The 22,806-nt window shown below is 37.2% G+C and carries 15 protein-coding genes and 2 pseudogenes; 15 read left to right on the top strand and 2 right to left on the bottom strand.

What is annotated here, in order from left to right; all coding sequences use genetic code 11:
* Nucleotides 1-14: 14 nt before the first annotated feature.
* From araD to ACFFIX_RS15225, 6 genes are all read left to right on the top strand, one after another.
* Nucleotides 15-728, top strand: a complete 714-nt coding sequence (gene araD / locus ACFFIX_RS15250; protein ID WP_378935439.1) for an L-ribulose-5-phosphate 4-epimerase — start codon at nt 15-17, stop codon at nt 726-728.
* Between the two features lie 32 nt (nt 729-760).
* A complete protein-coding gene (gene araA / locus ACFFIX_RS15245; RefSeq protein ID WP_378935437.1) occupies nt 761-2,248 on the top strand; it encodes an L-arabinose isomerase in 1,488 nt (495 codons plus the stop codon).
* A 130-nt stretch (nt 2,249-2,378) separates the two neighbouring features.
* A complete protein-coding gene (abnB, locus tag ACFFIX_RS15240; protein ID WP_378935435.1) occupies nt 2,379-5,507 on the top strand; it encodes an arabinan endo-1,5-alpha-L-arabinosidase AbnB in 3,129 nt (1,042 codons plus the stop codon).
* A gap of 810 nt (nt 5,508-6,317) precedes the next feature.
* Nucleotides 6,318-7,937, top strand: a complete 1,620-nt coding sequence (locus ACFFIX_RS15235; protein ID WP_378935433.1) for a type 2 periplasmic-binding domain-containing protein — start codon at nt 6,318-6,320, stop codon at nt 7,935-7,937.
* Nucleotides 7,938-8,087: 150 nt separating this feature from the next.
* Entirely contained in the window at nt 8,088-9,002 is a 915-nt protein-coding gene (locus tag ACFFIX_RS15230; RefSeq protein ID WP_378935431.1) for an ABC transporter permease, read from the top strand.
* Nucleotides 9,003-9,041: 39 nt separating this feature from the next.
* Nucleotides 9,042-9,941 carry a carbohydrate ABC transporter permease gene (locus ACFFIX_RS15225; protein ID WP_378935429.1) on the top strand — a complete coding sequence of 300 codons (900 nt, stop codon included), beginning with the start codon at nt 9,042-9,044 and terminating at the stop codon, nt 9,939-9,941.
* Between the two features lie 160 nt (nt 9,942-10,101).
* On the opposite strand, the gene ACFFIX_RS15220 is transcribed toward ACFFIX_RS15225, so the two are convergent.
* Nucleotides 10,102-10,719, bottom strand: a complete 618-nt coding sequence (locus ACFFIX_RS15220; protein ID WP_378935427.1) for a YesL family protein — start codon at nt 10,717-10,719, stop codon at nt 10,102-10,104.
* A 395-nt stretch (nt 10,720-11,114) separates the two neighbouring features.
* Between ACFFIX_RS15220 and ACFFIX_RS15215 the strand changes: the two genes are divergently transcribed.
* Nucleotides 11,115-12,398 carry a glycoside hydrolase family 27 protein gene (locus tag ACFFIX_RS15215; protein WP_378935425.1) on the top strand — a complete coding sequence of 428 codons (1,284 nt, stop codon included), beginning with the start codon at nt 11,115-11,117 and terminating at the stop codon, nt 12,396-12,398.
* Between the two features lie 213 nt (nt 12,399-12,611).
* On the opposite strand, the gene ACFFIX_RS15210 is transcribed toward ACFFIX_RS15215, so the two are convergent.
* Nucleotides 12,612-13,484, bottom strand: coding sequence for a helix-turn-helix domain-containing protein (locus ACFFIX_RS15210; RefSeq protein WP_378935423.1), 873 nt, complete (start codon nt 13,482-13,484; stop codon nt 12,612-12,614).
* Nucleotides 13,485-13,634: 150 nt separating this feature from the next.
* Here ACFFIX_RS15210 and ACFFIX_RS15205 point away from each other — a divergent pair, with 150 nt between their 5' ends.
* The 8 genes and pseudogenes from ACFFIX_RS15205 (at nt 13,635) to ACFFIX_RS15170 (ending at nt 22,742) form a co-directional block, all read left to right on the top strand.
* The gene (locus tag ACFFIX_RS15205) at nt 13,635-15,914 is read left to right on the top strand and encodes a beta-L-arabinofuranosidase domain-containing protein (RefSeq protein ID WP_378935421.1); all 2,280 of its coding nucleotides are present in this window, start codon (nt 13,635-13,637) and stop codon (nt 15,912-15,914) included.
* A gap of 426 nt (nt 15,915-16,340) precedes the next feature.
* Nucleotides 16,341-17,069 (top strand): annotated as a pseudogene (locus tag ACFFIX_RS15200) (thiamine pyrophosphate-binding protein); the annotation flags it as partial.
* Nucleotides 17,070-17,274: pseudogene (locus tag ACFFIX_RS15195) on the top strand (transaldolase family protein); the annotation flags it as partial.
* A gap of 92 nt (nt 17,275-17,366) precedes the next feature.
* The gene (locus ACFFIX_RS15190) at nt 17,367-18,854 is read left to right on the top strand and encodes an alpha-N-arabinofuranosidase (RefSeq protein ID WP_378935420.1); all 1,488 of its coding nucleotides are present in this window, start codon (nt 17,367-17,369) and stop codon (nt 18,852-18,854) included.
* A 13-nt stretch (nt 18,855-18,867) separates the two neighbouring features.
* Nucleotides 18,868-19,149, top strand: a complete 282-nt coding sequence (locus ACFFIX_RS15185; protein WP_378935419.1) for a DUF6171 family protein — start codon at nt 18,868-18,870, stop codon at nt 19,147-19,149.
* Between the two features lie 77 nt (nt 19,150-19,226).
* Entirely contained in the window at nt 19,227-20,732 is a 1,506-nt protein-coding gene (gene arfA / locus ACFFIX_RS15180; RefSeq protein WP_378935418.1) for an arabinosylfuranosidase ArfA, read from the top strand.
* A gap of 106 nt (nt 20,733-20,838) precedes the next feature.
* A complete protein-coding gene (locus tag ACFFIX_RS15175; protein ID WP_378935417.1) occupies nt 20,839-21,891 on the top strand; it encodes an aldose epimerase family protein in 1,053 nt (350 codons plus the stop codon).
* Between the two features lie 188 nt (nt 21,892-22,079).
* Nucleotides 22,080-22,742 carry a class I SAM-dependent methyltransferase gene (locus ACFFIX_RS15170; protein WP_378935416.1) on the top strand — a complete coding sequence of 221 codons (663 nt, stop codon included), beginning with the start codon at nt 22,080-22,082 and terminating at the stop codon, nt 22,740-22,742.
* Nucleotides 22,743-22,806 lie beyond the last annotated feature (64 nt).

Genomic DNA, 22,806 nt, shown 5'->3' with positions numbered 1-22,806 from the left:
GGGGAGATACAAATATGCTAGAAGCTTTAAAACAACAAGTATTAAATGCAAATTTACTTTTACCTAAGTACCAAATGGTTACGTTTACGTGGGGGAATGTAAGTGGCATTGATCGTCAAAAAGGCCTTGTCGTTATTAAACCAAGTGGAATCCCTTACGAGGAGTTAAAATTAGAAGATTTAGTTGTAGTGAATTTAGAAGGCCAAATCGTCGAAGGAGAAATGCGTCCTTCATCAGATACAGCAACACATCTAGTCCTTTATAAAGCATTTCCAACCGTCGGAGGTGTTGTTCACACTCATTCACCATGGGCGACAAGCTGGGCACAGGCTGGCCGTTCAATACCAGCACTCGGAACTACACATGCTGATTATTATTATGGGGAAATCCCTTGTACAAGAACGTTAACAAAGGATGAAATTACACAAGCGTATGAGCTTGAAACAGGCAATGTCATTATTGAAACCTTTGAAACCGGAGGAATTGACCCAGTAGCTATGCCAGGTGTTTTAGTGTCAGGGCATGCGCCATTTTGTTGGGGAAAAGATGCCGTGCAAGCCGTACACAATGCTGTTGTGCTAGAAGAAGTAGCAAAAATGGCGTTACACACATACCAGCTAAATCCTGATATCAATTCAATTGATCAATTTCTATTAGATAAGCACTACCTCCGTAAGCATGGAGCTAATGCGTACTATGGCCAAAAAAATACAAAGGTAAATCAATAAACAACTATTCAATTGACTAGGGGGAAACATAGATGCTGACAGTTAAACCATATGAATTCTGGTTCGTAACAGGTAGCCAAGGCTTGTACGGAGAAGACACACTTAGAGAAGTAGAGGCAAATTCAAGAGTCATTACAGAAGCTCTTGATCATGACCCAACGGTTACATATAAACTCGTATTTAAATCTGTATTAAAAGAAGCAGATTCCATTCGTAGATTTTGTTTAGAAGCAAATGCTAATGAGAACTGTGCTGGTATTATCACATGGATGCATACATTTTCACCTGCTAAAATGTGGATTGCTGGTCTTTCAGCATTACAAAAACCAATTCTTCATCTTCACACTCAATTTAACCGTGACATCCCTTGGGATAGCATTGATATGGACTTCATGAACACAAACCAATCGGCACATGGTGACCGTGAATTTGGGTTTATTGGAAGCAGATTGAATGTAAAAAGAAAAGTTGTTGTAGGTCATTGGGGAAATGGTGAAGTAAGAAGCAAAATTGGTAGCTGGATGCGTACCTCTGTTGCTTTTTCAGAAGGACAACACTTAAAAGTTGCACGCTTCGGTGATAACATGCGCAGAGCGGCAGTTACTGAAGGAGATAAAGTTGAGGCACAAATTAAACTTGGCTGGACAGTTAATGGTTATGGAATCGGTGACTTAGTTCAACGAATGAATGATGTAACTGAACAAGAAGTTGATCAGCTAATGGAAGAGTATGCAAGAGAATACGATATTGTACCTGAAGGATTGGAAGAAGGATCTGCTGTTCGCGAATCAATTCGTTACCAAGCAAGAATCGAGCTGGGCATGAAAGCCTTCCTAGAGGAAGAAAATTACACAGCATTTACAACAACCTTCGAAGACTTACACGGCATGAAGCAATTACCAGGACTTGCTGTTCAACGCTTAATGGCGCAAGGCTATGGATTTGCTGGTGAAGGTGACTGGAAAACTGCAGCACTACTTCGTACATTAAAAATTATTGCTGACAATGAAGATACTTCATTCATGGAAGATTACACCTATCACTTTGAGCCTGGAAATGAGCTTGTACTAGGATCACATATGCTTGAAATTTGCCCAACGATTTCAGCAACGAAACCAAAAGTAGCTGTATATCCTCTAGGTATTGGTGGTAAAGAAGATCCTGCTCGAATAATCTTTGACGGCAAAAGCGGTGCAGCACTTAATGCATCAATTATTGATATTGGACATCGTTTCCGTCTAGTTGTTAACGAAGTTGATGCTAAACAACCTGAAATTGACTTACCAAACCTACCAGTTGCAAGAGTACTTTGGACACCTCAGCCATCTCTAAGCGAAGGTGCAGAGAACTGGATTATCGCTGGTGGTGCTCACCATACAGTATTTTCTTACAAAGTTACAACAGAACAATTAAGAGACTGGGCTGAATTAGTTGGAATTGAATGTGTATTAATTAATAATGACACAAATAAACATGCATTCAAAAATGAATTACGCTGGAACGATGTTGTTTTTAAATAACTCGGGCTATTCACTTATTCAGTCATCGTACCTTTTTAATAAATGAATATTAACAATGCAAAAGGTACCAACGCAAGTCTTTATGAATTTGTTGGTACCTTTTATTAATAAAGGAAAGGGGATGGGGAAAATGAAAAGAAACATTTTTCGAAGGTTGTTGATTGTTTTCTTTGCGATTGTATTTATTATTCCAGGTTCAGTTTTTACTTACGATCCTGAGGTTCAAGCAGAAGAGGTGCCTGTTTTTAAAGATGCATCAGTACATGACCCATCTGTTATTAGTGTAAATGACTCGTTTTATGTGTTCGGATCTCACTTAGCAGCGGCTAAATCAGAGGATTTTATGCAATGGGAACGTTTTGCATCAGAAGTTAATCCAGATAACCCGTTGTTTGAAAATGTCGTGGAGGAACTTAAAGAAACATTTGATTGGGCTCAGTCAGATACCTTATGGGCTTCTGATGTTATTCAGCTTGAAGATGGTAAGTACTATATGTACTACAATGCTTGTAAGGGTGATTCTCCGCGATCCGCACTTGGTATAGCAGTCGCAGATTCTGTTGAAGGTCCTTATGAGGATACCGGAATTATTTTGAAATCAGGTATGTGGGACGAAATAAGTGAGGATGGGACAATTTATGACGCGAAAATTCATCCGAATACTGTAGATCCAGATGTGTTCTTTGATGCTGAAGGAAAACTGTGGATGATGTATGGTTCTTATTCAGGAGGGATTTTTATTCTTGAATTAGACACTGAAACAGGCAAGCCGATACCTGATCAAGGCTATGGGAAAAAACTACTTGGAGGAAATCATAGTAGAATTGAGGCTCCCTATGTCCAATACAACCCAGTAACAGACTATTATTATATGTATCTTTCATTTGGTGGTTTAGATTCATCTGGTGGTTATAACATGCGTGTTGTCCGCTCTGAAAACCCTGATGGACCTTATTATGATGCGGAAGGAAATGATATGATCAACGTAAAAGCTGATCCTACTCTTCCGATTTTTGATGACGCATCAATTGAACCTTATGGCGTAAAATTGATGGGTAATTTCTTGTTTACTAGAGAAATAGGCGAGACTGGAACAGGTATTGGTAATGGATATGTTTCTCCAGGGCACAATTCAGTCTACTATGATGAAGAGACAGATGAGCAATATTTAATCTTCCATACACGCTTTCCTGAAAAAGGTGAGCAACATGAAGTTCGTGTTCATAAAATGCATATGAACGATAAAGGTTGGCCTGTCGTTTCACCATATCGATATGCAGGTGAATCATTAGAAAATGTTTCAGAATCAGATATTAGTGGAGAGTACAAATTTATTAATCATGGCAAAGATATTTCTTCAGATATTAAAGAATCAATTAATGTAAGCTTAAATAATGACGGAACGATTTCTGGAGAAGTTAATGGCACGTGGGAATTAACTGGTGATAACAAAGCGGCATTGAAAGTGGATGGAAGTACCTATGACGGTGTATTTATACGTCAGTGGGATCCAACTTCAGAAAGTTACGTAATGACTTTCACTGCTTCATCAAATGAAGGTGTTTCAATCTGGGGTAGTAAAACAGAAACTAAACCAGATGATGAAATCGTAGAAGCTGTAAAAAACGATCTAGATCTTGGTGATACAAGCAATGTTATTAGTAACCTAATCCTTCCCTCTGAAGGTTTACGCCAAACTGAAATTACTTGGCAGTCTTCTAATCCTGAGGTTGTGTCTGAGCAAGGAATTGTGACGCGTCCAACTGGCGTAGAGAATGTAACTGTTACACTGACAGCAACAATGACAAAAGGTGATAGATCGGCGACTAAAACCTTTTCAATTACTGTTTTACCACAAAAAGAGGGTAAATTAGTTGCTCACTATGCTTTTGAGGATAATTTAGCAGATAGTACGGATCATGTTGATCCGGCTACGGTTACCGGTGATAAAATCACTAATACAGGCGGATCCCATTCTTATGTGAGTGGTAAAGTTGGACAAGCTACTGTGTTTGATGGTGCATCAGGTATCCGCTTACCAGATGGTCTAATTTCAAGCAATCAATATACGGTTTCATTGTGGCTTAAACCAGACCAAATAACAAACTTTACAACGGCTTTCTTTGGAGCGCGGAATACTGAAAATTGGTTAAGCTTTGTACCTAGTGGTGGTGACTGGGTCAACAATAATACGATGATTTGGTCTTCAAGTAATGGATGGTATGATGCTAACACCAATATGAAAATCAAAGAAAATGAATGGTCACACGTCGCATTTACTGTTGACAATGGTGAATTGGCTATTTATTTTAACGGTGTTAAAACGTTCACGGGAACTGAATTCTCCGATATATTTACTACTACTGATGCCATTTTTGGCTTAGGTGTAAACTATTGGGATATTCCATATAAAGGCTTAATGGATGAGCTACTCATTTATGATGCAATAGCCCTAACAGAAGAGGAAATTATCAGTTACTATGATTCAGGTGAAATCCCGGAAGTAGAAGTACCTGATAAGATCGCACCGGTAACAAAGCATGAAATTGAGGGTAATGAAAACAATGGTTGGTATCGTGAGCCAGTTACGGTTAGCTTTACTACTGAAGACAACGATTCTGGTGTTGAAACAACTCATTACAATTTAAATGAAGGGGCCGAACAAACTGGTAATTCAGTAAAGATATCGGAAGATGGCAAACATCTTTTACACTACTGGAGTATCGATAAGGCAGGTAATCGTGAAGAGAAGAAATCGGTAGAAATCAATCTTGATCAAACAGCTCCAACGATTACTTTTTCAGTCAAAGATGATACTAAGTTTGGAGTGGACCAAGAAGTGAATGTTACATGCTTAGCAGAGGATGCGCTTTCCGGGATCGCCTCCTCATCATGCAAGGATATGAAGACACCTGCTTATCAGCTTGGGTTAGGAGCTTATTCTATAATAGCAGATGCTACTGATAAAGCAGGAAATAACTCAAGTGCATCACTAAACATTATGATTACTGTAGACTATGATAGCTTAGTTAGTTTAACAGAACAATTCCTTGCACAAAGTGGTGACAAGAATAATAATCCTAAACCATTTATTAACAAGCTTGATGCAGCAAAATCATCTGAAGAGATGGGAAAAATACATGCAAGAAATGGACAGATAGGTGCATATATTAATCAAGTTAAAGCAAAGAGTGATAAAGGACTTACTGCTGAACAAGCTGAAGTTTTGATTGATCTTGCTGAATCACTGCTAAAATAAATGATTTCCAAAATTTCTATATGAAAAACTTGGGGAGCCCCTTGAAAATGGAGGCTCCTCTTTACTTAATGAAATTAAACTTGTTGCTTTACTATGTGAGATAGTGCCCGAAAAAGCCGCAACCGAGGTTACTTCTTGGTGAGCATTAATAATACGATAAGATTTTTTCAATTCTTGGAACTTGCTATTGAGTTGGTAAAGTCCAAATAGTTTAACATATACGGATAAGTGTCATTTAATTTAAGATAAATAAAAAATTAATCATTGAAAATATTGAGAAAATTGTCTACAATAAACTTATACGGATAAGTTTGGACGAATGTACGGTTTTAAATAGACATTCGTACAACATCTGAATAAGTAAAAAACGTTGTATACTCTAATAAATTAGTACTTGGAATTAACAACTCAATACAAACCGTATAATAACTGTTTGTATTGTAAGCGCTAACAAAACTTACGGAAAACCAATTACACAAATTTATTAAGTTGTTAGTGCAACAGAATTATTGAAGCTACCTGAAGGGAGGGACAATAAGTTAGGTTAAAATACTTTCATTTTTAAGCTGATTCTTATAGTCATCAGCCGGTTCTTTTAAATTTCTTAATAAACACTCAATTTCTCCTTTAAGCATTGCAACAGTTTCGGTGTCTTACTTTTCAAATAATTGGAACGGTAAGTGAAACGTCGACAGTAGATGAACTTCAGAAATGAAACTTGTGTAATTTTAACTGACCATTTTCACAGGTATGAAGCTGTTATTTTTTTTACTGAAGCTATTTTTAAAAATGATATAAGGGGGAAATGAAATGAAAAAGAAAAAGTTATTATCTTTGTTAGTAACCACTTGTTTGGCTACGACTACGTTGGTAGCATGTAGCAATGAAGCAAGTAAAGAACCAGAGGTAACAGAAGATGGAAGAGTTGTCTTAACCGGACTTATTACAAAACACCCGCTAACAAAAGATGTTAACAAAATGGAATGGTTAGAGGAAGCAGAGAAACGTGCAGGCGTAGACATTAAATGGGAAGAGGTAACGGCAGATTGGGAGCAGAAAAAAGGTGCAATGCTTGCCGGTGGTGATATTCCAGATCTAATCGTTGGTCCAAACGCAATTACGGACGCAGACTTCTCAAAATTCAAAGGACTATTTGAAGATTTAACACCATTAATCGAAGAACACGCACCAAATATAGAGACCATGTTTGAAGAAAAGTCTGAATTAAAAGTTATTTCAACGCAGCTTAATGGGGAAATTTATGGTTTACCTAAATATCAAAGATATTGGCCTGATACTGCGACAAGACAATTTATCAATCAACAATGGTTAGACAACTTAGGTTTAGAACAACCAACAAATTGGGATGAATTATACACTGTTCTGAAAGCGTTTAAAGAAGAAGATGCAAATGGTAATGGTGATCCAAATGATGAAATACCTATGGACTTTGCCCCTGTTGCAACTGGTGGATTTGGTTTCTTCCACCCTACAGTTCTATTGGGTAGTACTGGTATGACGATCGTTGGTGGCGGTGGCCAAGGGTATTTTGCTGAAGATGGTAAAGTGAACAATTTCTTTGTAGACGAACGTTATAAACAAGTTGTTGAATTTTTAAACAAGCTTTATAAAGAGAAATTGATTAGTGCTGAAGCATTTACTCAGGATTATACCAAATTTCAATCAGTTGCTCGTGGTAAAGGAGAAACTGCAAAGGTTGGTTATACGTATGGTTGGGAACTAACAGACAGATTCGGTAATGAATTGGCACCACAATATTCTTCTCTTGCACCATTAAAAGTGGATGCTAGCTCTACAGTACAGACTTCATGGACGTATGATTATGATGTATTGAACTATGGTGTTAACATGATTCAAATGTCATCAAAAACAAAAGACAAAGCTGCTGCTATGAAATTTATTAATGAATTGTATGATCCAAAGGTTAGTATGCAGGTATTGTTTGGTTCTCTAGGTACTAACATTCAAGATAATGGTGACAAAACATACAGCATTCTTCCTCCAGGAGATGAAAAGATGGATCCGGGTACGTGGAAATGGACATCTTCGTGGGCGGATAATGGACCGTTGTATATTTCAGATTCATTAGAACTAACTTTAGGTACAGATATGCAATCAGTTGATCAGCAAACTGAAGCGCTTCAGAGTGCATTGGATGCTGTTGATACGGAAAACGATGTATTACCTGGAACGTTCTTGAAATATTCTGAAGAAGATAATAATGCAATGAGTCTAGTTAACACTGAACTAATGAACCTAGCGATGGCGAATTTCTCTAAATGGGTTACAAAAGGTGGCGTTGATTCTGAATGGAATGCTTACGTTGAAAAAATGAATCAAATTGGCATTCAAAAAAATATTGATACCACCCAAAAATACTATGATGAGTATAAAACTAAATTACAATAGACTTCATTAAAAGCTTAACGTAATAAATAATTAGGAAGATGCTATACCGCTAATTTTTTGGTATAGCATCTTCTATAAATAAAGGAGAATTTTTTGATGCCCTTTATAAACTCTCAAACTCAAAAAGTTGAAAACATACCCCTAATTCCTTTGCAAAAAAAGAAAACAATCTATAATACGTTTAAACGTGATTATCAATTGTGGCTATTAATTCTTCCTGCGATTATTTGTGTCATTATATTTAACTACATTCCGATGTACGGAATTCAATTAGCCTTTCGTGAATATGACTTTACCGCAGGACTTACTGGGGGAGAATGGGTAGGACTAAAATACTTTGAACAATTTATAAATAGTCATATGTTCATAGATCTTTTAAGAAACACAGTTGTGATTAGTTTAACAACTATTCTAATCGGTTTTCCTGCTCCGATTATTTTAGCATTGTTAATAAATCAAATTAAATGGAAGCGAGGAAAAAAAATCCTCCAGACAACAGTCTATTTACCACATTTTATATCATTAGTGGTGTTAGTAGGGTTGTTAAATGTTCTTTTATCACCAAACACCGGTATTATAGGACTCCTAGTTACTAAACTAGGTTTTGAGGAATTGAACTTATTAGCTTCTACAAAAACGTTTGTGCCGGTCTACGTACTTTCTGACATATGGCAACATGTTGGTTGGAATAGTATTATTTATTTGGCAGCCCTCGCTAGCGTTGATCCACAATTATACGATGCTGCTAAGATTGATGGGGCTAATAGGTGGCAGATTATCCGGAATGTAGAAATTCCAGCTATTATTCCAACGATTATTATCCTCCTCATTCTAAATATGGGGCATATCATTAGCACAGGATTCGAAAAGATCTATCTCATGCAAAATTCTTTAAACCTTCCAGTTTCAGAGGTTATTGAAACGTATGTATATAAAATCGGTATTATTTCTAATCAATTCAGTTATGCCGCAGCCATTGGTTTGTTTAATACCTTAATTAATTTTACTTTATTGTTATTAATGAATTATATTGCAAAAAGAACTTCGAAAATTAGTTTGTGGTAATTAAAAGTCGTTCAATCTACTTTGCAAGGAGGGAAGATCATGAGCTTTCTAAAAACTAAAAATTACACTGAATTACTGTTCGATATTTTTGTCTATACGACATGTGCTTTAGTATTCTTAGTCGTTGCCTATCCTTTGTATTTTGTCGTTATCGCGTCTGTCAGTGATTCGACTCTTGTTTCTACTGGGCAAGTTCTACTTTTCCCAAAAGGCTTTAGTCTTTTTGGATACCAGGAAATTTTGCAAGATTCAAGAATATGGATTGGTTATAGAAATACAATGATCTATGCATTAGGTGGTACCTTTGTTAACTTGTTATTTACATTACCGGCAGCATATGCACTATCAAGACACGAGTTTAGAGCAAGACGTCCGTTAATGTTTTTCTTTGTATTCACGATGTTTTTTAATGGGGGGCTAATACCTACATATCTATTGATGAAAGATTTATCCATGATCGATACAATGTGGGTATTTATCTTTAATCCAGTTACAGTAAATGTATTTAACCTTATTATCACAAGAACATTTTTTGAAAGTACGATACCTAATGAAATGTATGAAGCGGCTATTATGGATGGATGTAATCACTTTAAATTTTTCACGAAAATAGTATTGCCATTATCAAAAGCGGTAATATCCGTAATTGGACTCTATTATCTAGTTTGGCATTGGAATGATTTCTTTACGGGTTTGATTTACATTAGAGATTATAGTTTACAACCGTTACAAATTGTGTTGAGAGATATTCTTATTTCAAACCAGGTATTCGCTGAAGGTGCTGGCAGTGGAGGTGCTGGTGGTGGATATGCTCAAAGATACGCGGATCAAATTAAATATGGGGTTATCATTGTTTCTACCTTACCGATTTTAGTTGTTTATCCGTTTTTACAAAAATATTTTGAAAAAGGCGTTATGATTGGATCGGTCAAGGGATAATTAAATAGAAAGATAGAGATAGCTTTCAGAAATTAATTGATTAAAAAGAACTTAAAAATAGAAAAACGCATTTGGGGATCCCTTTGAATTTCCAATGCGTTTTTCTATAGGTTTATCAACACTTATTTAATCGAAAAATAGAGCGGAAATTGACTATTGATTATTTGGGAGTAGGATTTACTTTTGGGAAAGAGATAAATGATATTTTCATAATTATAAAGCTGGTTAAACTTATCCCAAAAATAGGAATTAAACCTGGTACTTTAATTAATAAAATGATCATAATACCCAATGCTATGATCATTAGTAAGGATTGTATTGGTCTACCAATTGATAAGACAAAGGCATATTTGATATATTCTCTAGTTTTTAAATTAAAATGAACAAATATAGGAAATACATGTAACAAAGTCAATAGATATAAAAATCCTACAATATAAGTAATAATCGTTAGGCATAGGTTGAAAAAGTTGGTCTCTAATTGTTGTAACACTCTTAAATCAATATACAAGACAAACCCTATTACTAAAAATATAAAACCAAGAAGATTAGATTTGAAGAACTCGACTTTAAAAGTATTCCAAAATAATTTAAACATAGATACGTTCTCTGTTGACATGATTAATTTTCTAATTACAGCAAATAGAGCCACAGTAGCTGGAAATATACCGAGTACAAAAAGTCCTAATAAAGAAAAGAAAAGCCATAATATATTTAATAGAAATAAATTAAATGCCCACTCACCAATACGAATATACCAACTTGTTACACCTTTCATATCTACTATTCCTCCAATAAGCATTTTTTTTGCAAACGTAATGTAATTGTAATTTCTCTAATTAATCCTAATGTAATCTAAGTTGATGTCTTCGATATAGTGCAATAGAATCAATTATTAAATGAAGGAAAAGGTATTAACATTATAACATCTTGACAAATAAAAAGAATTTTCATAACCTAAATGTACGTACAAATAAATTATAAGCAAAAAAACACATTCGTTCAAGCTGTTGTTTGATTATTTTAGCATTAAATATATTAGTAATTTTGTAGAGTTATAAAGAGAGTTTAAAAAGAGTAATAAATAATTCGTTTCGTTAGTGTGGATTCCATAAATAATTTCACCTACGAATGTTACACTGCCAAACTATTAATGAAGGGTAGGGAAAAAACTTGAAACATCATCAATATGCATTAACTCCTCCAATGGGGTGGAATAGTTGGGATTGTTATGGTGCTACGGTTAGAGAAGACGAAGTAAAAGGTAATGCAGATTATATGGCAGCAAATTTGAGAAAGTATGGCTGGGAATACGTGGTGGTTGATATTCAATGGTCAGAGCCAGGTGCTGTTTCTTCGGCATATCGCCCATTTGTTCCATTAGAAATGGATGAATACTCAAGGTTAATACCAGCTCTGAATAGGTTTCCTTCTGCAGAGGGTGGAAAAGGTTTTAAGCCATTAGCTGATTATATACATGATCTCGGCTTGAAATTTGGGATTCACATAATGCGAGGGATTCCTCGTCAAGCTGTACATCAAAATACAAAAATACTAGGAACAGATATAACAGCAAGGGACATTGCTAAACCTAATTCTATATGTCCATGGAATACAGATATGTATGGAGTAGATGCTTCAAAAGAAGGCGCTCAGGAATACTACGATTCACTGTTTGAGCTTTATGCAGAGTGGGAAGTGGATTTTGTTAAGGTAGACGATATTGCGGATTCTAAGCTTTACGGCGCACACACTGAAGAAATTAAAATGATTCGGAAAGCGATTGATCGTTGTGATCGTCCGATGGTATTAAGTCTTTCCCCGGGTCCTGCACCACTAGAACACGCAGCTTTATTAGAAGAGAATGCGAATATGTGGAGAATGACCGATGATTATTGGGATCTTTGGGAATTGCTATACAATATGTTTGATCGTTGCTATAAATGGAGTAAAAATAGTGGGCCGGGATATTGGCCAGATGCAGACATGCTGCCTTTAGGTCATATTGGCATTCGATCAGTTGATGGAGGAGCGAGTGACCGTTACACACGATTTACGAAGGATGAGCAAGTAACGATGATGACGCTATGGTCAATCTTTCGTTCGCCACTGATGTTTGGTGGGGAACTACGGGATAATGATAATTGGACATTGTCGTTACTAACAAATGAAGAAGTGCTTGAAGTGCATAAAAATAGCCATAGTGCTCGCCAAGTGTATCGAAAAGATGACAAGGTTGTATGGACTGCGCAAGGAGATGACGTCTTATACGTTGCATTATTTAATATTGGTGAAGATAAACAAGAAGTTACAGTTGATTTTAATCAATTAAACTTGTCTTCATCTGAGCAAGTGCAACTAAGAGATTTGTGGAAGCGTGAACAGTTAGTTTCGGTAAATAATGAGATTAGCTATGAGTTATCGCCACACGAATCGATGCTTTTGAAACTATCTTGATCATTCTATGGTGATGAATTAATGAGTGTAGGTATTCATCTTGATAATCACCGCATTACAAGAAATCCACATTTTCTTCCTAGTGATTTCAAGTCACAACTATTTAAATTAAAAAGGGTAGAGAATTAATTTTATAGCAAATACAAAACAGTGTTGATAGAATCGACACTGTTTTGTATTATCGAAATTTATATTATAAGAGCGCTTAGAATTTCATTGATATCGATAATTTTCATTTATATAAGTAGTTGGAGGTACACCTGTTATTCCCTTAAATACACGACTAAAGTAAAAAGGGTTAGAAAAACCTAGTGCATTACTTACTTCAGAAACATTTCCAGCGTTTTTTTTAAACATTTCAATCGCTTTTTCAATTAATAATTCATTCTGATACCTTTTCACACTTCTACCAGTCTCCTTTTTAAACAATGTGCAGAGATAGGCGTAATTCATTCCAAGAGTACTTGCAATTTCTTCTCCGGTTAATTTATTACTTTCAGATGTTCTTAGAAGTTTTATCATCTGATTAACAATATAATGTTTTTTTGATTCTTGCTGTTCTTCTAAATGACTAGAGTATAGTTCGATAAAAAATTGATAGGTTAATAGAGAAAGCTGTAAAGGCCGTAATGGATGGGGATTTTCATAAAGTGAAACTATGTTCTTAAGTTTGGTGATTATATAGTCTGAATTGTAGACCGTCCCCTGTTTTGGAAGACTTATTTTAGTGGAGTATGTATCCTCATAAATCATAGAAGACCTGGGATAGTACTTATATTCTTCATCTTCCTTAACTTCATTTTGTGGAGAATCATAAAAATGAATATAATACCATTTTGTTCCTGGCATATAGAGTTCCCCACCCCAATGAGATATGTTTTTTCTGAGAAAAAGATATGATCCTGCGTTGATCCGATATTCTGTATCATCTTCAAAAACGTGTATACTGCCTTCTATTACAAAAATAAACACATGAATTTTTTCCATTTTTCGATCTGGATGTCGATATATTCCGTACTTATCTTGTATATACCCGATATCACATACTAATGGTAGGCTATATGAATTCAAATTAATACTATGCAAACCAATCACCTTTAAAATAAATTTATTTTTGTTTTCTAGATTAACATAAAAATATAAAAAAAAGATATGTATTCTGTTGTATTGTGAATTCTAGTTCACGTGATAGTCATTCATAATAGGAGTATATCAATTATAAGAAGGTGACGAATCATGAAGAATGTTAAACTTTTAGATGGAATTTTCAAAGACTCACAGCAGCTCGGAAAAGAATATCTCCTTTATCTAGATGTTGATCGACTCGTAGCATCATGTTATGATGCCGCCTCTCAGACACCGAAAAAACCTCGTTACGGAGGATGGGAAACGATGGGGATCAGTGGACATTCAATTGGTCATTGGCTTTCTGCTGCTTCAACAATGTATGCGGTCACAGGAGATGAGAAATTAAAAGAAAAACTGGATTATGCAATAGACGAACTTGCACTTGTGCAAGCATTTGATCCTGATGGGTATGTCAGTGGGTTTCCTCGAGACTGCTACAATAAAGTTTTTGCAGGTGGGGATTTTGAGGTATCAAATTTTAGTCTAGGCGATTCATGGGTACCATGGTACAGCATTCACAAAATCTATGCGGGCCTTATTGATGCCTATCAGCTTTGTCATAGTGAAAAGGCTCTTGAGGTTGTGATTAAACTTGCAGACTGGGCTAAGAATGGGACAGATCATCTTAACGATGAGCAATTTCAAAGAATGCTGATTTGTGAACATGGTGGAATGAATGAGGCAATGGCTGACCTTTATTTGATTACTGGCAACCGTGAGTATCTTGACCTCGCAATTAGGTTCTGTCATAAAGCTGTTCTTGACCCATTATCTAAGGGAATTGATGAACTTGAAGGTAAACACGCCAATACTCAAATTCCCAAAGTAGTAGGTGCTGCTAAACTCTATGAAATAACTGGCGAAACATACTATCGTGATGCAGCTCATTTCTTTTGGGATCAAGTAACGCAAAACCGCTCATATGTTATAGGTGGAAATTCTAAAAATGAACATTTCGGAATTGAAAATTCAGAAGAACTTGGGATCACGACAACTGAAACATGTAATACCTATAATATGATGAAGCTAACAGAGCATTTGTATAGATGGACCCATAAAGCGGAATATATGGATTACTATGAGAGAGCATTGTATAACCATATTCTCGCATCTCAGGATCCAGATACAGGAATGAAGACGTACTTTGTTTCAACACAACCAGGTCATTTCAAAGTATATTGTTCACCTAATGATTCTTTTTGGTGCTGTACTGGAACTGGGATGGAAAATCCCGCACGCTATACAAGAAGTATTTTTCATCAAAAGGAAAATGACTTGTATGTGAATTTATTTATAGCATCAGAAATAGTCTTAGAGAATAAAAAAATCAAAATCAAACAAGAAACCAAATTCCCTGAGTCAGCTTCTATAAAATTAACAATTAAAGAAGCAAAAGATGAGTTCTTAACTGTTCATTTTCGTGTTCCGTATTGGGCTGCAGGAGAAGTTACTGCCGCTGTTAACGGGGGACAAACCTTCACTAGTAGTGATCGAGATTATCTAACGATTAAAGGTAATTGGAACGATGGTGATGTAATTGATATCACGCTTCCAATGGAACTCCATACGTATAGATCTAAAGATGAATCTACGAAAATCTCTTTTATGTATGGACCAATTGTACTTGCCGGAGCGTTAGGAACAGAAAACTTTCCAGAAACTGATATTTTAGATGATCATTTAAAATTGAATAACCATGCATTAATAAGTGTGCCTACTCTCGTGACAGATGAATCAGATTTAACTAAATGGATTAAACCTGTAGAAGGTGCCCCATTAACGTTTGAAACGGAGTCTGTAGGCAAACCAGGGAATGTCAAGTTAACGCTAATTCCTTTTTACGCCCTACACCATCAACGTTACACATTATATTGGAATGTAATGGACGAAGAAGCTTATGAAAAGTTTTTAACAAAAGAACAAAGCGAAACAGAGAAATTGCAGTCCATCACAGTGGATAGTGTCCAGCCTCATGAACAACAACCAGAGGTTGACCATACTGTAAAAATGCAAAATTCACAATCTGGATATTTGAATCTTGTTCATAGAGGATGGCGGGATAGTCGTGACGACGGTTTCTTCTGCTACGAAATGGCTGTTGAGCCTGAAAAAGAAATGTATTTACATATTACCTATTTTGGCGGCGATCGAGTCTTACACTTTGATGGAAAAGCATACGTACGTGATTTCAAAATTCTTGTTAATGGGACAGAAATTGCGAAGCAGATACTTAAAGGGGATTTGCCTGAAAAACTTTATGATGTTGTTTTTACTATTCCATTCGGTTTGACCAAAGGAAAAGAACAGATTGAAGTCAAATTTGTATCAACCGAAGGAAAAATAGCTGGTGGTGTATACGGGTTAAAGATACTTAATGCCATTCCGTAAAAATTGGTCGATTCTTCCTTAATAAGTTCCTTGTCGATGAGAGATTGAGAGATTCTAATTATATATTCAAATATTCCTAGTACCATCTATAAATAAGATAAGTACGTACAAATTTTAAAAATACCTAATAACTACTCTCTTTCTATGTACCATCTATAAATAAGATAAGTACGTACAAATTTTAAAAATACCTAATAACTACTCTCTTTCTATATAAAAATTTATTAAATTCAAAAATAATCATTGAAAAAGAGTCTGATAATGGTAAAATCTAATTAATCTCATACGTACAAGTTGGACGATAAAATAAATATTGAAAAACTCATTTGTATGAATTTCGTAGATCTACTACTTTTGATTTTTCTTTGTACGTATTATGAAATCTTTCATTTATTAAGACTACTAATTATTTGGAGGGAAGATAACATGGTCGAAAAAATCAATAAATTGCTTATTGAAGAAAAGGCAGTAAACACGATTCGCACTCTTGCCATTGATTCCATTGAAAAAGCGAAATCAGGTCATCCGGGTATGCCGATGGGAATGGCTCCGGCAGGGCATGTCCTTTGGACGAAAGTGATGAATCATAACCCAGCAAATCCTGAATGGTTTAATAGAGATCGTTTTGTATTGTCTGCGGGGCATGGTTCCATGCTACTGTACAGTCTGCTCCACCTGTGTGACTATGACCTAACACTTGAGGATTTGAAGGAGTTCAGACAATGGGGAAGCAAGACGCCAGGCCATCCTGAATTTGGTCATACACCTGGAGTTGATGCAACAACAGGTCCTCTTGGGCAAGGTATTGGAATGGGGGTCGGAATGGCCATGACCGAGGCTCATACGGCTGCGGTGTATAACCAGGATGATTTCCCAGTTGTTGACCACTTTACATATGTTATCTGCGGAGATGGCGACTTAATGGAAGGAATATCGGGTGAGGCAGCTTCTCTTGCAGGCCATCTAAAACTAGGGAAGCTCATTTTGATCTATGATTCTAACGATATTTCCCTTGATGGGGAAGCAAATCTATCTTTTTCAGAAGACGTGGGAAAACGGTTTGAAGCATATGGTTGGCAAGTGCTGCGGGTAGAAGAAGAAAATAATCTTGCTGCCATTGAACAGGCATTAGCAGAGGCGAAGAATGAGCGGTCGAACTTAAAAACAATCCCTTCCAACTATAACTATGAAACGGAAATTATTGCTGCTAGTATCCGGAATATGGATCATCTTTGTCCAGACTTCCCTTGCCGGTGCCCACATAGCAACCATCCCTGGCACCCTACTTCCTGTATTATGGAAGCATCCATTAACGGATTCAGGTATTGAGAGGTTTATGAAGGACTGGAACAGCTTTTAGCTGTAGTTAAATAACTTTTACAGGTAATTCAATTTTACAAGAAGAGAGTTGGAAAAATAAATTCAGCTCTTCAAAACAAAAGGAGAATTCCGATGAAAAACTCTATCGTTATAAACGCAGATTTAGGAAAAGGAACCATTAATAAAAATATATACGGCCACTTCGCTGAACATCTTGGAAGATGTATATATGAAGGAATTTGGGTTGGGAAAGATTCTCATATACAGAACACGAAGGGGATACGCAATGATGTCCTTGAGGCCTTGAAAAATCTTCACGTACCGGTACTTCGCTGGCCGGGTGGCTGCTTTGCCGACGAGTACCACTGGAAGGACGGAATCGGTCCAAAAGAAAACCGCAAACGGATGGTCAACACGCATTGGGGCGGAGTTGTTGAGAACAATCACTTTGGTACGCATGAATTCTTGATGCTTTGCGAAATGCTTGATTGTGAACCATATATCTGTGGAAATGTTGGGAGCGGTACTGTTCAGGAAATGTCTGAATGGGTAGAATACATGACCTTTGAAGGTGAGTCGCCAATGGCAAATTGGAGGAGGGAAAATGGCAAGGAGGAGCCTTGGGACTTAAAGTATTTTGGAGTTGGCAATGAGAATTGGGGCTGTGGCGGAAACATGCGCCCTGAATATTATGCCGACTTGTACCGCCGTTACCAGACGTATGTACGTAATTATGGCGATAACAAAATTTATAAAATTGCCGGCGGTGCCAATGTTGATGACTACAACTGGACAGAAGTGCTGATGAAGAATGCAGGATGGTTAATGGATGGGCTGAGCCTACATTACTATACAATCCCAGGAGACTTCTGGTTAGGAAAAGGTTCGGCTCTTGATTTCCAGGTGGATGAATGGTTTATCACCATGAAAAAATCACTGCATATGGAAGAATTAATCACAAAGCACGGTACCATCATGGATAAATATGATCCTGAGAAACGGGTGGGAATGATCATTGACGAGTGGGGAACGTGGTTTGATGTTGAGCCAGGTACCAACCCAGGATTTTTGTATCAGCAAAATACAATTCGTGATGCATTGGTTGCCGGCGTACACTTCAATATTTTCCATAAGCATAGCGACCGTGTCCAAATGACCAATATCGCCCAGACAGTCAATGTCCTGCAAGCGATGATTTTGACTGAAGGCGATAAGATGATCCTGACTCCAACCTATCATGTGTTTGAAATGTTTAAAGTCCACCAGGATGCACAACTACTGACAGTTGATTCTAACATAAACGATTATGAATACAATGGCGAGAAATTACCACAAGTCAGTGTGTCAGCGTCTAAAAATACAGAAGGCAAAGTCCATATCAGCTTATGTAATCTTGATCATAAGAATGAAGCTGGGCTAGACTTGGATATTCGAGGATTTATTGTTAATGAAACAAGGGTGACCGGAAGAATTTTGACAGCTGGCAGCATGAATGACCATAACACCTTTGAAGAGCCAGAAAAGGTGAAACCAGTGGATTTTAATCAAGTTACAGTGTTAGAAAATAAAGTGTCTGTTCAGCTTCCTCCAATGTCTGTTGTTGTTTTAACGATTGAATAGGGGACATTTGACTATGAGAGAAAAAGGTATGTGCAAGAGTTGTGTAGAAAGTGTAATCGTGACAGAAGAGGTCGTCCAAGAGCTAATGCTTGAGGCTATGGAGGATATGACGAAAGTCGTTTCCGAGGATGTTTATTTAAAACGACTAACTCTTTGCAATTCATGTCCATCCTTGCATTATAGCACGACTTGTATCCATAGCGGATCGATCGTCCGCTACCGGGCAAAGTTCAAAAAGAACAGCTGCCCTTTTCCATTGGCTCCGAAATGGGAGAAGGATCTTGCTCGGCCCTAGCGATTTTAAAAATTGTCAGCTAATCTATTACTTTTCTAAAATCCTGGAAAACAGAAGAATGAAAGGATGAACAGAGGATGAATAAAAATAAGGCGAAAATGATACTGGAAAAAGATTTTAAGGTAGCAGAGATTGATAAGCGTATATATGGGTCTTTTGTTGAACACCTTGGTCGTGCCGTTTACGGGGGAATCTATGAACCTAACCATCCAGAGGCAGATGAGAACGGTTTCAGGCAGGATGTCATTGAAATGGTGAAAGAACTTCAGGTTCCGCTTGTTCGGTATCCGGGCGGTAATTTCGTGTCTGGTTATAATTGGGAAGATGGAGTAGGACCTGTAGCAGGAAGACCCCGCCGTCTTGACCTGGCCTGGAGAACGACCGAAACAAACGAAATTGGAACAAATGAATTCATGCAATGGGCAAAACTTACCAATTCAGAAGTAAATATGGCTGTTAACCTTGGAACCCGGGGAATTGATGCGGCTAGAAACTTAGTAGAATATTGCAATCATCCATCTGGCTCCTTTTATAGTGATCTAAGGATTTCCCATGGATACAAAGAACCTCATAAGATTAAAACATGGTGCCTCGGTAATGAGATGGACGGTCCTTGGCAAATCGGCCATAAGACTGCAGACGAGTATGGCAGAATTGCGGCAGAAGCTGCAAAAGTAATGAAGTGGGTCGATCCATCGATTGAGCTTGTTGCCTGTGGAAGCTCACATCGGAATATGCCTACCTTTGCAGAGTGGGAAGCAACCGTATTGGATCACACCTACGACCATGTCGAATTTATCTCCCTGCATCAATACTATGGAAACCGCGATAATGACGTTGCGAATTATCTGGCCCGATCCCTGGAAATGGATGATTTTATTCGTTCGGTTATTTCCATTGCCGACTATATTAAGGCAAAGAAACGTAGCAAAAAGAAGATTAACCTCGCATTTGATGAGTGGAATGTCTGGTATCATTCGCATGAGTCAGACAAGTTAATTGAACCTTGGAGTGTTGCTCCTCCGCAGCTTGAGGATCACTATAACTTTGAGGATGCTTTATTAGTAGGGTGTATGCTGATTACCATGCTTAAGCATGCTGATCGTTTGAAAATTGCATGCCTGGCCCAATTGGTGAACGTTATTGCACCAATTATGACAGAAGAGAACGGAAAAGCCTGGAAACAAACAATTTTTTATCCGTTTATGCATACCTCAGTATTTGGCCGTGGGGTTGCCTTGAATCCAATCATTTCAAGCCCAAAATATGATAGTAAGGACTTCACCGACGTACCGAAACTTGAGTCTTCAGCTGTCTATAATGAAGAAAATGAGGAGCTCACGATTTTTGCGGTGAACCGAGATTTAGAAGCAGGACTGCTACTAGAGTGCGATATTCGTAATTTTGAAGGCTATAAGGTTGTTGAACATATTGTCCTTGAAAATGACGATTTGAAACAAACCAATTCAGCACAGGCAACACCTGTCGCCCCTCATACGAATGGCGATGCTGCCTTTGATAATGGAATTGTAACTGCCTTCTTGCCAAAGCTTTCTTGGAATGTGATACGTTTAGCGAAATAATAACTTTACAATGCCCATATCTTTGCCAGGTTTTTGTGTGGCAAAGATATGGATTTGTCATTTTCAACAGAACAGTTATAACAAAATAATTGGAAGGGTGACGGAAATGAAAGTAATTCAGGAAAAGTTTGCAGAAAAAGAAGGCAAAACCATAGATTCCTTTACGTTGGTTAATAGAAACGGCATAGAAATCTCTTGTATTAATTACGGATGCACCATTACAAAAATTATTGCGCCTGACCGGAATAGAAACTATGAAAATATTGTCCTCGGTTACGATACTTTGGATGAATATGAAAAGGGAACCGCCTATTTTGGTGCCGTTATTGGAAGGGTAGCTGGACGAATTAAGGGAGCAGCCTTTGATCTCGACGGCATTACCTATCACCTACCGCAAAACGATAACGGAAATCATCTTCATGGCGGATTTAATGGGTTTGATAAAGTTCTATGGACTGCAGAAGCTTTTGAGAACGAAAATGAAATTGGAGTTAAATTTACGTATACCAGCCCAGATGGGGAAGCGGGATATCCGGGAAATGTTTCATTGGCTATTACATACACTCTGAATGATCAGGATGAACTGACGATAAACTATCATGGCCAAACAGATCAAAAAACGCTCCTTACGATGACGAATCACTCTTATTTCAATTTGAGTGGTAACTTAAAAAGAGATACTTTAACACATTCTTTGACATTAAAGAGCAATGCCTTTCTAGAACTGGATCAGGAATTGCTACCGACTGGAACAATTCTAGATGTTGAAGGAACTGAATTTGATTTTCGTAAAGGAAGATTGATTCAAACTGGTGCCGAATCAGAGCATCAACAAAATGTTTTGGCGGGTAAAGGATATGACCACCCCTTCCTGCTAGATGCCAATCATAGTCAGGAAATTCTTTTACAAGATCCTGAAAGTGGGCGAACATTGACCATCGAAACCGATGAAGTAGCAGTCGTCGTTTATTCAGGAACTCAGCTTGCATCTGACGACAAAATTTATGGTGTTCCATCCAGTAAATATTTGGGTATTTGTCTGGAAACACAAGGCTTGCCTGACGCGATTCATCACCCTCATCTACCTTTCTGGATTCTTGATAAGGATAAAGAATATTCCTCGAAAACAAAATATATATTTGGACTGGACAACAACTAAGGAATTATGAAGGGAAGATTGGTGCTTTTCTCACGATGAAGGTATTGGCTTCTTTAGTTTTAATAAGGTTGCCAATAACATTATTGGGATGAGGTCAGATTTTGACTGGCAAGCAGAAAAGTTTTATATATTGATTTATCTTTTTTTTCATAAATTCTTATTAAAGTTTTGCAAGGGAGTGTTACTACATGAGTTCTGTAAATGTTTGGAATGCAGGTTTGTATGATAATAGATTAAGCTTTGTATCTAGCTTAGGAAAAGGAGTAGTTGAGCTACTTCAACCACAAGAGGGAGAAAAAATACTTGATTTGGGTTGTGGAACCGGAGATCTTACATACGAAATTTCTAAGTCAGGTGCGATTGTGACGGGAAGTGATTTCTCAGTAGAAATGATTGAGAAGGCCCGTAAAAAGTATCCTCAAATCCCATTCTTTGTTGAAAATGGAGAAACATTTAGAACAAATGAAAAGTATGATGCTGTTTTTTCGAATGCAGCCCTTCATTGGATGAAACAAGCTACCAAAGTGGTCAAATCCGTGGAGCTAGCATTACATCCAGGAGGTCGCTTTGTAGCTGAATTTGGTGGACAAGGAAATGTTCAAACCGTTATTCGGGGAATAACAGAGGTGCTCTCGGGGGAATATGGAATGAAAGTAGCAGAAAGAAACCCATGGTATTTTCCAAGTATTGGGGAATATAGTACTATACTTGAACAGTACGGATTTAAAGTATCTTATGCTATTCATTTTGATAGACCAACCCCATTAACTGATGGAGAAAAAGGGTTGAATCATTGGTTAGATAGTTTTGCGGATGACTGTGTGTCACGAATGCAAACAAAGTGTGCTTGAAAAGCACACCTGGTACGCAATGCTGCACTTAAGATGAGAGAAGGCCTCTCGCAATCGCTATGCA

Source organism: Metabacillus herbersteinensis, assembly GCF_042433335.1.
Taxonomy (GTDB): Bacteria; Bacillota; Bacilli; order Bacillales; family Bacillaceae; genus Metabacillus; species Metabacillus herbersteinensis.
The sequence above is the reverse complement of the archived record's forward strand: the minus strand, read 5'-3'. Positions and strand labels throughout refer to the sequence as shown.